Source organism: Halomonas garicola, assembly GCF_031935715.1.
GTDB lineage: Bacteria > Pseudomonadota > Gammaproteobacteria > Pseudomonadales > Halomonadaceae > Vreelandella > Vreelandella garicola.
Genome location: NZ_JASSZF010000027.1, coordinates 1 through 12,706 on the forward strand (window position 1 = coordinate 1; position 12,706 = coordinate 12,706).

14 protein-coding genes and 1 pseudogene are annotated in these 12,706 nt (G+C 64.0%); 8 read left to right on the top strand and 7 right to left on the bottom strand.

The window, feature by feature from the left end; genetic code table 11:
• Positions 1-198 (top strand): hypothetical protein (locus RS027_RS10200; RefSeq protein WP_311956550.1); only part of this gene is annotated, 198 nt, incomplete at its 5' end.
• Positions 182-1,309 (top strand): AI-2E family transporter, encoded by a 1,128-nt coding sequence (locus RS027_RS10205; protein ID WP_311956551.1) that lies wholly within the window; start codon positions 182-184, stop codon positions 1,307-1,309. The genes RS027_RS10200 and RS027_RS10205, both read left to right, overlap by 17 nt.
• 120 nt (positions 1,310-1,429) lie before the next feature.
• On the opposite strand, the pseudogene trxA reads toward RS027_RS10205, so the two are convergent.
• Positions 1,430-1,774 (bottom strand): annotated as a pseudogene (gene trxA / locus RS027_RS10210) (thioredoxin); the annotation flags it as partial.
• A 267-nt stretch (positions 1,775-2,041) separates the two neighbouring features.
• Here trxA and cysB point away from each other — a divergent pair.
• Positions 2,042-3,016, top strand: a complete 975-nt coding sequence (gene cysB / locus RS027_RS10215; RefSeq protein WP_311956552.1) for an HTH-type transcriptional regulator CysB — start codon at positions 2,042-2,044, stop codon at positions 3,014-3,016.
• Positions 3,017-3,042: 26 nt separating this feature from the next.
• Here cysB and RS027_RS10220 read toward each other — a convergent pair whose 3' ends face one another.
• Positions 3,043-3,666, bottom strand: a complete 624-nt coding sequence (locus tag RS027_RS10220) for a phosphoadenosine phosphosulfate reductase domain-containing protein (RefSeq protein WP_311956553.1) — start codon at positions 3,664-3,666, stop codon at positions 3,043-3,045.
• A 113-nt stretch (positions 3,667-3,779) separates the two neighbouring features.
• A complete protein-coding gene (gene pabB / locus RS027_RS10225) occupies positions 3,780-5,141 on the bottom strand; it encodes an aminodeoxychorismate synthase component I (protein WP_311956554.1) in 1,362 nt (453 codons plus the stop codon).
• A 222-nt stretch (positions 5,142-5,363) separates the two neighbouring features.
• Here pabB and prpB point away from each other — a divergent pair, with 222 nt between their 5' ends.
• The 3 genes from prpB to RS027_RS10240 all read left to right on the top strand — a co-directional run bounded on the left by prpB (position 5,364) and on the right by RS027_RS10240 (position 8,968).
• A complete protein-coding gene (gene prpB / locus RS027_RS10230; RefSeq protein ID WP_311956555.1) occupies positions 5,364-6,254 on the top strand; it encodes a methylisocitrate lyase in 891 nt (296 codons plus the stop codon).
• 62 nt (positions 6,255-6,316) lie between these two features.
• Positions 6,317-7,444: a bifunctional 2-methylcitrate synthase/citrate synthase gene (gene prpC / locus RS027_RS10235; protein WP_311956556.1), complete on the top strand. Its 1,128-nt coding sequence runs from the start codon at positions 6,317-6,319 to the stop codon at positions 7,442-7,444.
• A gap of 48 nt (positions 7,445-7,492) precedes the next feature.
• The gene (locus RS027_RS10240; RefSeq protein WP_311956557.1) at positions 7,493-8,968 is read left to right on the top strand and encodes a bifunctional 2-methylcitrate dehydratase/aconitate hydratase; all 1,476 of its coding nucleotides are present in this window, start codon (positions 7,493-7,495) and stop codon (positions 8,966-8,968) included.
• A gap of 7 nt (positions 8,969-8,975) precedes the next feature.
• Here RS027_RS10240 and RS027_RS10245 read toward each other — a convergent pair whose 3' ends face one another.
• Positions 8,976-9,254 carry a ComEA family DNA-binding protein gene (locus tag RS027_RS10245; RefSeq protein ID WP_311956587.1) on the bottom strand — a complete coding sequence of 93 codons (279 nt, stop codon included), beginning with the start codon at positions 9,252-9,254 and terminating at the stop codon, positions 8,976-8,978.
• A gap of 243 nt (positions 9,255-9,497) precedes the next feature.
• Here RS027_RS10245 and pyrF point away from each other — a divergent pair, with 243 nt between their 5' ends.
• Complete coding sequence (gene pyrF / locus RS027_RS10250) at positions 9,498-10,199, top strand: orotidine-5'-phosphate decarboxylase (RefSeq protein ID WP_311956558.1); 702 nt, start codon at positions 9,498-9,500, stop codon at positions 10,197-10,199.
• A 25-nt stretch (positions 10,200-10,224) separates the two neighbouring features.
• Here the strand turns inward: pyrF and lapB are convergent, their stop codons facing one another.
• The 3 genes from lapB to RS027_RS10265 all read right to left on the bottom strand — a co-directional run bounded on the left by lapB (position 10,225) and on the right by RS027_RS10265 (position 12,147).
• Positions 10,225-11,424, bottom strand: coding sequence for a lipopolysaccharide assembly protein LapB (gene lapB, locus RS027_RS10255; RefSeq protein WP_311956559.1), 1,200 nt, complete (start codon positions 11,422-11,424; stop codon positions 10,225-10,227).
• Positions 11,425-11,442: 18 nt separating this feature from the next.
• Positions 11,443-11,748, bottom strand: a complete 306-nt coding sequence (locus RS027_RS10260) for a lipopolysaccharide assembly protein LapA domain-containing protein (protein ID WP_311882412.1) — start codon at positions 11,746-11,748, stop codon at positions 11,443-11,445.
• Between the two features lie 102 nt (positions 11,749-11,850).
• Positions 11,851-12,147: an integration host factor subunit beta gene (locus RS027_RS10265; RefSeq protein ID WP_311956560.1), complete on the bottom strand. Its 297-nt coding sequence runs from the start codon at positions 12,145-12,147 to the stop codon at positions 11,851-11,853.
• Between the two features lie 260 nt (positions 12,148-12,407).
• Between RS027_RS10265 and RS027_RS10270 the strand changes: the two genes are divergently transcribed.
• Positions 12,408-12,701 carry an FAD assembly factor SdhE gene (locus RS027_RS10270; RefSeq protein WP_311956561.1) on the top strand — a complete coding sequence of 98 codons (294 nt, stop codon included), beginning with the start codon at positions 12,408-12,410 and terminating at the stop codon, positions 12,699-12,701.
• Positions 12,702-12,706: the final 5 nt, after the last annotated feature.

The following is a 12,706-nucleotide window of genomic DNA, read 5'->3' on the forward strand; positions in this document are numbered from 1 at the left end:
TGTTCATCCGTGAGCATTTGTCGGGGCATGGCAGGCTTGCAGTTTGTTGGCGTAGGAACCTTTATTCTGCGAGCTTGCCCCTATCCTGCCAATACCCCTGCCATGAAACGTCAACAGACCCTAACAACCGTCATCAAAGCTATTGCATCATCACCCAAGCTATCTACCAGAGACTCGCTCAATGCACAACGAATCTGATCCGGACTATCGCAGCATGCCGCTTCACGCCACCCTGGCGCTGGCCTCGCTGGTGATCATCGTTGCCGGCATGAAGCTGGGGGCCAGCCTGCTGGTGCCGCTTTTGCTGGCGTTTTTTATCGCCGTGGTATGCACCGAGCCGGTGCAGTGGCTGCACCGCCGCGGGCTGCCCATGCGCGCTGCCGTATTGCTTACTCTGCTGGTACTGATGGGGCTGGTCACGCTGCTGGGGTTTCTCGTCGTCAACAGTTTCAGCACTTTTGTCGAGGCGCTGCCGGACATCGAAACCCGGCTGCGCCAGACGTACTGGCAGGTGCTCAACCAGCTATCGGCGTTCGGTCTGGCAATTAACACCGAAGAGATCGAAGCGCTGTTTGGCGGGGCAGAGGACACGACTTGGGTCTCCATGCTGCTCAGCGAGCTGGGCAACTTTTTCATGCAGAGCATGGTGGTATCGCTGCTGGTAGTGTTCATGATGTTTGAAACGCTGCACTTCCGCGGGAAAGTGTCGCTGGCGCTGGCCAACCCGGCTCCCAGCCTTGAGCGCTTTGCCGAGTTCAGTTTGACGCTGAAGCGCTACCTGGCGGTAAAAACGGTGATCAGCCTGACCACCGGGGTTCTCATCTGGCTGGCCTGCCTGCTGGTGGGCGTCCAGTTTGCGCTGCTTTGGGCCGTGCTGGCGTTTGCGCTGAACTTCATTCCCAACATCGGCTCGGCAATTGCCGCGGTGCCGCCGGTGTTGCTGCTGTTGGTCAGCCAGAATGGCGGCATCGGCGAGGCGTTTTTGCTTTCGCTTGCCTACCTGGGGGTCAACTTCGTGCTAGGCAACCTGGTGGAGCCGCGCCTGATGGGACGGGCGCTGGGCCTTTCCACCCTGGTGGTGTTTTTGTCGCTGGTGGTGTGGGGCTGGATTTTCGGCGTGGCGGGACTGCTGCTGTCGGTGCTTTTGACCATGACGCTCAAGATCGCACTGGACAGCCACCCGCAAACCCGCTGGATGGCCCATCTGCTGGGGCCAGGGTCGCGTATGGGCGGAGAAGAAGAGAGCCGCCGGCTGCGTCAGGCCAAGCGCCCGCCTTCACGGCGCCGGCGAGAAGCCGAGGGCGAATGATGGGCAGTAGTGATAGGTAGTGAAGGGGGCAGGTGCGCGCCTGAAGCCCGGCCGCGTCAGCGGCCGGGCTTGCGCTAGTAGGTTCTGTCCTAAGGGTTCGGTGCTAAGGGGGCTGCGCTATCAGGCGTTCTGGTCGAGAAACTGGCTGAGCTGGGACTTGGACTGCGCGCCCACCAGCGAGGCCACCTTGGTGCCGGACTTGAACAGCATGACGGTGGGGACGCCGCGGACGCCCTGCTCGGCGGCGATTTCCGGGGCATCATCGACGTTGATGCTGGCCACCTTGACGCTGCCATCGCGCTCGTCGGCGACTTCGTCGACCACCGGCGCCATTACCTTGCAGGGGCCGCACCAGGGCGCCCAGAACTTCAGCAGCACCGGCTGCTCGGCGTTGAGGACTTCCTCTTCAAAGTTGGTGTTGGTGACGTCTACGTTGGACATTATCTTCTCCCGTTTGCGTTGCTCTTGATGTGTCGTTGCCGTGTCCCAAGCAACGGCTCCAGGCGTGTTTCGAGCGCTTTTTCACCGCGCCAAGCCGGCAAATGTTAGCCGGCGTGGCCAGGGCTGGCAACTCTGCGGACGCCCGGTGCCGCTGATGATGCGCTGACCGCTTTTGAAACGGGCCGCGATGCTGGTATTGCCTATGCTTTAAAAGTATTATAAAAATGTTTTTTATTCGTTATTGAAAATGTCAGCCGCTTGATCGGGCTGCCACCAAGAAAAGGCCAAAGCATGAAGCTACAGCAGCTACGCTACATCTGGGAAGTCAGGCGGCACAATCTTAACGTTTCGGCCACCGCGCAGAGCCTTTACACCTCGCAGCCGGGGATCTCCAAGCAGGTTCGCCTGCTGGAAGACGAGCTGGGCGTAGAGATCTTTGCCCGCAGCGGCAAGCATCTTACCCGGGTTACGCCGGCGGGTGAGGCGATTATCGAGCTGGCGGGTCAGGTGCTGCGGCTGACGGAAAACATCAAGGACGTGGCCCAGGAGCACAGCGACGAGCGGCGCGGCAGCATGGCTATTGCCACCACGCACACCCAGGCACGCTACGCGCTGCCCCCGGTGATTGCCGAATTTACCCGCCAATATCCGGACGTGGCGCTGCACATGCAGCAGGGCACGCCCAAGCAGATCGCCCAGATGGTCAGCGAAGGCCAGGCCGACTTTGCCATTGCCACTGAGTCGCTTGAGCTGTTCACCGACCTGATACTGCTGCCGTGCTACCGCTGGAACCGCTGCGTGCTGGTGCCCAGGGGCCATCCGCTGACTCGCCTCGACGGCGGCCTGACCCTGGAGGCCCTGGCCGGCTACGCCCTGGTCACCTACGTGTTTGGCTTTACCGGCCGCTCCCAGCTGGACGACGCCTTCAAGGCCCAGGGTCTTGCGCCCAACGTGGTGCTGACCGCGGCCGATGCCGACGTGATCAAAACCTACGTGCGCCTGGGTATGGGCGTGGGCATTGTGGCCGGCATGGCGGTTGACGAAGTCCTGGACAGTGACCTGGTCGCGCTCAGGGCCGACCACCTGTTTGAAAGCTCGACCACCAAGATCGGCATTCGTCGGGGCACCTTCATGCGTGGCTACATGTATGACTTCCTCGCCCGCTTTGCGCCGCACCTGGACCGGGACCTGGTAGACGCCGCCCTCACGGCCGGGCCGCGCCATGAGAAAACATTGTTTGACGACATCCGCCTGCCGGAATACTAGCGGCCGCGCCGGGCGGCCTTTTGTTTTCAGTGCTGCAGGTGCAGCCCGCATTCGCGCTTTTCTTCGCCTTTGGTGGGGTCAAAATAGTCGAGGTTGTTGGGCAGGTCGTGCGCCACCAGGTAGTCGTGCATCTGTTTGGCGCTCCAGTTAAGTACCGGGGCGATTTTTACCAGGCCGTTTTCGCCCGGGCTTGCCGGCTGCATTTTGGCGCGCGCGGCGGTGTCCTCGGCGCGCAGGGCGGTGAACCAGACGTCCGGGCGCATCTCGCTCAGGGCGCGTTCGAACGGCTCGATCTTGACCTCCCGGGTAAAGGCGGCGTGGCGCGGATCGTCAATGTCGGGAAAGTCGCCCTCTAGCGCCTCGCGGTGGGCTCGGGTGCGCCGGGGCACGTAGCTGATGACGTTGAGGGCAAGCCGGCGGACAAGCTCGTCGGCAAAGCGATAGGTGGCCGGCGTGTTGTAGCCGCTGTCCATCCACACGATCGGAATATCCGGCTTCACCCGGGTGACCATATGCAGAATGACCGCTTCAAATGGGCGGAAGTTGGTGGTGCAGAGGGGCCGGTTGCCCTGGCGCATGGCCCATTCGATCAGGGCGCTGGGGTCGTGACCGAGGTCGCGGTTGACGGTATCAAGCGCTGGAATTGCCATATTGTCTCCTGTGGCCGTGGGGTTGGCAGAAAGGCTAACAATAAGGCCAACCGGGGGCCCAATACCGTTTTGTTTGGTTTTTATATTCCTAAATATTTGGTTTTATCACTTTTTTATTCCAAAGAAGCTATCAGATGGCGGATTTTGTCCAGGGTCTCGGCGTGTTCGGCGTGCGGGTCAGAGTCGGCGACCAGGCCGCCGCCGCCCCAGACGTGGAGCGTCTCGCCGTCGGCCAGCACCGTGCGGATGGCAATGGAGGTGTCCATGCGCCCGCGCACGTCCACGTAGCCGAGGCTGCCGCAGTAGAGGCTGCGCTGGCAGGGTTCCAGCTCATTGATGATCTGCATGGCGCGGATTTTCGGCGCGCCGGTAATCGAGCCGCCGGGGAACGCGGCTTCCAGCAGGGCAAGCGGTGAGTAGCCGGCGGCAAGCACGCCCTGCACAACGCTGACCAGGTGATGCACGTTGGGGTAGCTTTCCAGCCCGCAAAGCAGCGGCACGCGCACGCTGCCCGGCCGGCATACCCGGCCGAGATCGTTGCGCAGAAGATCCACGATCATCACGTTCTCGGCGCGGTCCTTGGCGCTGTGCCGCAGCTCCTGTGCCCGGGCACGATCGCTTTCCGGCGTGTCGCCTCGGGGCCGGGTGCCCTTGATCGGGCGGGTTTCCACCCGGCCGTCGCGGACCTGGATAAAGCGCTCGGGCGACAGCGACATCACGGCCTTGTCGTCCCATGCCATGAAGGCGGAAAACGGCGTCGGCGTCGCTCGGCGCAGGCGGCAGTAAGCGGCCCAGACATCGCCCCGGTAGCGGGCAGAAAGCCGCTGGGCGAGATTGATCTGGTAGCAGTCACCGGCGCGGATGTAGTCCTTCACCCGAGCGAAGCGCTCGGCATATTCGTCCTGGCTCATGTCGGCACGAAACGGCGCGACAAGATGGAAGTCTCCGCTGGCGTCCGCCGGCTGATCAAGCCATTGCTTGACTGCCTCGGCGCGCGCCGGCGTGGCGGCAAGCCAGGCCCGATGCGCCTCGTGGTCGAATATGATTGCCCAGTTGTAAAGCCCCAGACGCGCGGCAGGAAGCGACGTCGCGGCGGGTTGGGCGCCGGCAACCCCCTGGTGCTGGCGGCCCAGGTCATAGCCCCAATAGCCCACCAGGCCGCCGAGAAAGGGCAGTTCGCTGGAAAGCCCGGGGGCCGGCAGCTGGTCCAGTAGCCAGGCCTGGGCAGCAAAGGCATCGGTAAGCTCGGCGGGCAGCGCGGCCAGGGCGTCGTCATGGCGCATTAGGCGCGGATGACCGCCGGCGTCTACATGAAGGGTGCCCAGCGGGTCGCTGGTCATGATGTCGTAGCGGCCGCGGGTCTCGGGGCGGCCGCTGTCGAGCAGCACAGCACCTGGGCGATGGCGCAGCCGGGCAAACAGCGCCAGCGGATCGCGGGCGTAGGACAGCGGGGTAAGCGTTAGCGGCTGGGTCATGTACGGGGTGTCGCCTTGCCGGAATGGGAGCGTCTTAAGTTCATATGAGCGCCTTATTCTAGGGGCGAGCCGCCGGCCTTGCCAGATACCGGCGGCGCTGCCGGGCAAGGGCCGCCGTTACGCGCGCAGCGTTTATACCTTTGGAGTAAACCGGGGGCCGCTGCTGGCTGGCGCATGAAACGATCTGTAGTATTTGGGGAAGTCTTTTCAGCGAGGATGACCATGACCGCACTCACCCCCGGCGCGCGCTTTCGCGCCGCGCTCAACCGGAGCCACCCGCTGCCGATCCTCGGCACGATTAACGCCTACACTGCGCTGATGGCCGAGCGCGTGGGGCACCAGGCGATTTATCTCTCCGGTGGCGGGGTGGCCAACGCCTCTTTTGGCCTGCCGGACCTGGGCATGACCACCATGAACGACGTGGTCGAAGACGCCCACCGCATCTGCGGCGCCACGGAGCTGCCGCTGCTGGTGGATATCGATACCGGCTGGGGTGGGGCCTTCAATATTGCCCGCAGCGTCAAGGAGATGCAGCGCGCCGGCGTGGCCGCCGTGCACCTGGAGGACCAGGTAGCCCAAAAGCGCTGCGGCCACCGGCCCAACAAGGCGATCGTGTCCCAGGCGGAAATGGTGGATCGCATCAAGGCCGCCGCCGATGCGCGCCTCGACCCCGAGTTTTTCCTCATGGCGCGTACCGACGCCTTCCAGAAAGAGGGGCTGGACGCCGCCATCGAGCGGGCCAACGCCTGCGTCGAAGCCGGCGCCGACGGCGTGTTTGCCGAAGCGGTGCACAGCCTTGACGACTACCGCGCCTTCTGCGAGCGCGTCGATGCGCCGATCCTGGCCAACATTACCGAGTTCGGCGCCACGCCGCTGTTCACCCAGGCCGAGCTTGGGGAGGCGGGCTGCGACATGGTGCTTTATCCGCTGTCGGCGTTTCGCGCGATGAACGCGGCAGCCCTCAACGTTTATCAGCGCATCAGGGACGAGGGTCACCAGCAAAGCGTGGTGGATACCATGCAGACTCGTGACGAGCTCTACGACATCCTTGGCTATCACGAATACGAGCAGAAACTGGACGCGCTGTTTGTCGGGCAGAGCGATGACGACTGATAGGGGCACGCTCTGACGCGGCCGGCGCGCCTGCGCCATTCACTTTTGTTCAGGAGACAACTATGGCGGAGCAGAAACTCAGCGGTGCCGGCCTGCGTGGCCAGAGCGCCGGCGAAACCGCGCTTTGTACCGTGGGCAAGTCCGGCTCGGGGCTGACCTACCGCGGCTTTGACATCCAGACGCTGGCGAATAACGCCCGCTTTGAAGAGGTGGCCTACCTGCTGCTCAAGGGCAAGCTGCCCAACCGCGCCGAGCTTGACGCCTATGTCGCCCGGCTGAAAAGCCTGCGCGGGCTGCCCGACGCGCTCAGAACCGTGCTCGAGCAGATTCCCGCCGATGCCCACCCCATGGACGTGATGCGCACCGGCGCCTCCATGCTTGGCAACCTGGAAACCGAGGAAAGCTTTGACGCCCAGCAGGATGTGGCCGACCGCTTTGTCGCCGCGCTGCCCTCGATTATTGCCTACTGGTACCGCTTCAGCCACGGCGGCGAGCGTATTGATACCCAAACCGACGATGAGTCCACCGGCGCGCATTTTCTGCACCTGCTTCACGGTAAGGCGCCGAGCCGGCTGCACGCCGACGCCATGAACGTCTCGCTGATCCTCTACGCCGAGCACGAATTCAACGCCTCGACCTTCACCGCCCGGGTGTGCGCCTCGACGCTCTCCGATCTGCACTCTTGCGTCACCGGCGCTATCGGCACCCTGCGCGGCCCGCTGCACGGCGGCGCCAACGAGGCCGCCATGGAGATGATCGAAGGCTTTGACTCTCCGGGTGACGCCGAGCGCGGCATGCTGGAAAAGCTCGAGCGCAAGGAAAAAATCATGGGCTTCGGCCACGCCATTTATCGCGAGTCCGACCCGCGCAACGCCATCATCAAAAAGTGGGCGGAAAAGCTGGCTGATGACGTGGGCGATACCGTGCTCTACCCCGTCTCGGTGCGCTGCGAAGAGGTCATGTGGCGGGAGAAGAAGCTGTTTTGCAACGCCGACTTCTTCCACGCCAGCGCCTATCACTTCATGGACATTCCCACCAAGCTGTTCACGCCGATTTTCGTCATGGCCCGGGTGACCGGCTGGTGCGCTCACGTATTCGAGCAGCGCGCCAATAACCGCATTATCCGCCCCAGCGCCGACTACACCGGCCCCGAGCACTGCGACTGGGTGCCCATCGACCAGCGCGACTGATGGCGCTTTTGCCAGCCCGATTTCCGCCAATGAAGCAAAGAGGTTTGCATGTCCGACGACAATCAGCGCCCCGACTATGATCACGAACTGCAGCGCATTGCCGACTATGTGCTGAGCGCACCGGCGCCCTCAGCCGAGGCCTGGGAAACGGCTCGCTACTGCCTCATGGATACCCTGGGCTGCGGCCTGTTGGCGCTGCGCTTTCCCGAGTGCACCAAGCACCTGGGGCCCCAGGTGCCCGGCACCCAGGTGCCCCAGGGCGCGCGGGTTCCGGGGACGTCGTTTTGCCTGGACCCGGTCAAGGCGGCCTTCGACATCGGCACCGCGATCCGCTGGCTGGACTACAACGACACCTGGCTTGCCGCGGAGTGGGGCCACCCCTCGGATAACCTGGGGGCGATTCTCGCCGTGTCCGACCACCTATCCCAGCAGCGCACGGCTCGGGGTGAGGCGCCGCTGACCATGGACGACGTGCTTCAGGCGATGATCATGGCCCACGAAATCCAGGGCGTGCTGGCGCTGGACAACAGCTTCAACCGCGTGGGACTGGATCACGTGGTGCTGGTCAAGGTGGCCTCGACCGCGGTGTCGGCGTGGCTGATGGGCGCGGACCGCGAACAGCTGCTTTCCGCGCTGTCCCACGCCTTTGTCGACGGCCAAAGCCTGCGCACCTACCGTCACGCGCCCAACGCCGGGTCGCGCAAAAGCTGGGCGGCGGGGGACGCCACCGCCCGGGGCGTGCGCCTGGCCGACATGGCCATGCGCGGCGAGATGGGCATCCCCGGTGCGCTGAGCGCCCCCCAGTGGGGCTTTTACGACGTCGCCTTCAGCCATACCAACCGGGACCTGGCCACCAAGCCGGAAGGCGAGCGCCGCTTCAGCTTCCAGCGCGAGTTTGGCTGCCACGTGATGGAAAACGTGCTGTTCAAGATTTCCTTCCCCGCCGAGTTTCACGCCCAGACCGCCTGCGAGGCGGCGATGGCGCTGCACCCGGACGTTGCCGGCCGGCTGGACGAGATTGAACGCATCGAGCTTGTCACCCACGAGTCGGCCATTCGCATCATTGCCAAGACCGGGCCTTTGGCCAACCCCGCCGACCGCGACCACTGCCTGCAGTACATGGTCGCCGTGCCGCTGATTTTCGGCGCGCTTGAGGCCGAGCACTACGAAGACGACTTTCACGCCGCGCATCCCCAAATCGACCGGCTCCGTGGGCTCATGCAGGTGGTGGAAGAGCCGCGCTACTCCGCCGACTACCTGGACCCCGACAAGCGCTCCATTGCCAACGCCGTTCAGGTGTTTTTCAACGACGGCAGCCATACCGACAGGGTCGAAGTGGAATATCCCATCGGCCATCGTCGCCGGCGGGAAGAGGGGATGCCGGAGCTGGTCGAGAAGTTTACCCGCCATCTGGCCACGCGCTTTCCGCCCCGGCAGGCGGACGCCATCCTGGCCCAGTGCAAGAGCACCGACGCGCTGGAAGGCACGCCGGTGCACCGGTTCATGGATCAGTGGCGGATATAGCGGGCGCTTAAAACTCGACTTCGTCGCGAATCTTGTCCACCGTGGCCTCGCCGATACCGCTGACCCGGGTGAGGTCGTCGGCGTCTTTAAACTCGCCGTTGGCTTCGCGTTCCTTGATCAGGGCTTCGGCGCGGCTGGGGCCGATACCCGGGAGTTCTCCCAGCAGCTCGGCGTCGGCGGTGTTGACGTTGATGGGGGCTACCTGCTGCGCGATAGCGCCGCCGGAAAGGCCGAGCGTAAGGCTGAGCAGTAGGGCAGCGGTGAGTCCTTTGAGCGTCATGTTGATCCTCCATGGGAGTGCTGTACGGGCAACGTGCGTGGCGGGAAGGCCTCACGCCCTTTCACGTTAGCCGGCGGGCAAGCGCGGCATGTCAGCCAGCCCGGGCCGGGGATGTAAGACAACGGCTACGGCGCTGTCATCCATGGCGTACAGGCATTGCTGGCGTACAGGGCTTGCCGGGTCAGGCTTCACCGGCGCGCCGCGGCTGATATACTGCGCCATGCTGACACTCTCCCGGGGAGCCATAACGTGACGACGCCACCTTCGCTGATTATCGCGCTGGATTACCCTTCGCTGGATGCCGCGCTGTGCATGGCCGACCAGCTCGATCCCGCGCGCTGCCGGCTGAAAGTCGGCAAAGAGCTTTTTACCCGTAGCGGCCCGGCCGTGCTGGAAGCCCTTCACGGGCGCGGCTTCGAGGTCTTTCTTGACCTGAAATTCCACGACATTCCCCACACCGTGGCCAGCGCCGTCCAGGCGGCAGCGGAGCAGGGCGTGTGGATGGTCAACGTGCACGCCGGCGGCGGGCGCCAAATGATGGCAGCCGCCGCCGAGCGCCTGGCCGCTCATCGCCTGGCCACCCACCTGATTGCGGTGACCGTGCTGACCAGCATGGAAGCATCAGACCTGGAAGAAGTGGGGGTCGGCGGAACGCCGGAAGACCAGGTTCGGCGCCTTGCGCTCCTGGCCCGCGACAGCGGCATGAGTGGGGTAGTCTGCTCGGCCCGGGAGGCGCCGCTGCTGACCGCCTGCTGCGGCGAGAACTTTTTGAAAGTGACGCCGGGCATTCGGCCGCGCTTTGCCGCCGCCAACGATCAGCAGCGCATCATGACGCCGGCGGACGCCATGCGGGCCGGCAGCACGCACCTGGTGGTGGGGCGACCGGTAACTCGGGCCGATGCCCCGATGGCTGCCCTCGAGGCGATTGAAGCCGAGCTTGCCGGCGATTGATGCGATGGCAGCCGCCGAGCAGCGGCTACTCGCCTTCGACCCCGGTGATCGGCTTGACGCTTCCCCAGTGGCGGCAGCTGGGGCACTGCCAGGTAAGGGTTTCGCCGCTGAAGCCGCAGCGCTGGCAGCGATAGCGGGGGCGGTTTTCCAGCAGCGCCCGGGTATGATGCTTGAGCAGGAAAAGCCGCGAGTCCGGGGGTTCCCGCCCGCTCAGGCGCTGGCTTTCAATGTAGAGGTCGAGCAGGTAGTCGAGCCCGCCAAGGCTTGGCGATACGCCCAGGCGCTCGCCGGTGCGTTCAATGGCGACGTCTACCCCGTCGCGCCGGTGAGTCAGTTCGCCAAGGGTCACGATGACGCTGGTATAGGGGGCGTCTTCCAGCAGGGCGAGCAGGTGGCGCTCGAAGCCGGCCTCGTCACCGGCGCGGCGGTAGGCACGCTGCAGGCCCGGCAGCATGGTGGGAATATGCGCTTTTTCTTGGTCAGCGACCTGGCCCAGCCGGGCAATGGCGTCCGAATAGTGGCCTTTGTCCATGGCCAGCTCGGCGAGCAGCAGGTTGGCGCGTACGCAGCGGGGGTCAAGCTGCAGCGCTTTTTTTAGCCGGCGCCGGGCCAGGGTCCGGCTGGCCTGGATCACGTCCTGTTCGGCCAGCTCGCACTGCCAGTGGGCGGCCGCCCCCTGCATGTCGGGCTGCTGTTCCAGCAGCGGCTGCATGACCTCAAGCGCGCTCTGCCAGTCTTTCTCGCGTTCAAAGAGATCGATCAGTAGCCGCCTGGCGGTGGTCCGGTGGGCTTCGTGGCGGCTGTCGGCATCGACCTGCTGCAGGAGACGCTGGGCTCGGTCGTGTAGCCCAAGCGCCATGAAGTCCCGCGCCAGCTCCAGCTGTACCTGCTCATTCTGCAGGGCAGGAAGCGCCGGGCGGGCGAGCAGATTCTGATGGATGTTGACGGCCTTGTCGGCTTCGCCGCGAGTGCGGAAGAGTTTGCCCAGGGCGATATGGGTATCAACGGTGTCGCTGTTGACCTCAAGCGCCTGGATAAAGGTATTGATGGCTTCGTCGGGTTGCTCGTTGAGCAGGTAGTTGAGCCCGATAAAGTAGTCCCGGGACAGCGCCTCGGACGGGTCTGGCAGCGTTTGTCTGGCACGGCGAAGCGCCTGGCGGTAACCCAGCCCGAAGCCGATGGCAATGGCGGCCACCAGCACCCCCAGCAGCACGGCATCGAGCATTCAGGCGCTGTCCTTCATTCAGGCGAGCTCCTTGAGCTCCCGGGTGCGCAGGCGGTCAAGCTCCTTGCGCTGCTGTTTATTGCTGCGCCGGGCGCTGGCTAGCCGCGCCTTGAGGCGCACGTAGACGCCGAGCATGGCGAGCATCCCGACGATCACCCCGGCGGTAAGCGTTGCCAGCAGCCAAACCGAAAGCGATACCGGCGGCAGCTCCAGCCAGATAAGGTCGAGTGCTATGGTTTGTTGGTTGTTGACGGCGAAAAGAATGCCGACCAGCAATACCACCAGCAAAATGGCAGCAAGTAAAAGCCCTTTGATCCAGCGCATGATGAATGTCCTGATTGGTAGCGTATCCGGTGCCCTATTGTGTATGACTCGGGGCGCCGCGTCACCCCGCGGCGGCCGTGGCCGGGAGCGGACTGACCCGTGCTAATAGCCCTGGGTGCGGCTCTCGTCGACCTGCTCGCGCAGCTCCTTGCCGGGCTTGAAGTGCGGCACATATTTGCCGTCGAGCTCCACCGGGTCTCCGGTTTTGGGGTTGCGGCCGGTGCGCGGCTCGCGGTAGTGGAGCGAAAAGCTGCCAAAGCCGCGGATTTCTACCCGGCTGCCGCTTGCCAGGGTATCGGTAATGTCGTCGAGTATCAGGCGCACGGCGGTTTCTGCTTCCTTGAGGGAAAGCTCCGGCTTCTGCAGTGCAATCTGTTCGATCAGCTCTGATTTGGTCATCGGTTGGCTCCATGCAACGACAGGGGTGGGGCGCCGGCGAGAAACGCAGAGGCAAAGAGTATCGGCGGCCGCGGCGCGGTGTCGCCCAAGTGTGCAGCGGTATTCAGCATACTGCTCCATTGTGGATAAAACAATTCAGCGAAAACAAGGTACTAGCCTGCGTCGCCGATAATGGCAGCATAGGCCGGAAGTGCCGCTGTCGCGAACGTGCGTGTGCGCTATACTGGCGTTTCCTTTCATCAACGCAAAAGAGGCCGACGTTGAGCGACGCGACTTCCCCGGAAGCAATCCAGCGCAAACGACTGTACTGGCACTCCCGCCGCGGCATGTGGGAACTGGACCTGCTGCTGATCCCGTTCCTTGAACGGTGCTATGACACCCTGAGTGCCGATGACCAGGCGGTCTACCGCCAGCTGATTACCGAAGAAGACCAGGACCTGTTCGCCTGGCTGATGCGTCGGGAGTGGCCTCAAGATGCCTCGCGCCGGCGCATTGTCAAAATGATTGTGGCCCATGCGGAAAGCCTCGATAGCGCTGCCTATCGCGGCCTCTAAGGTCC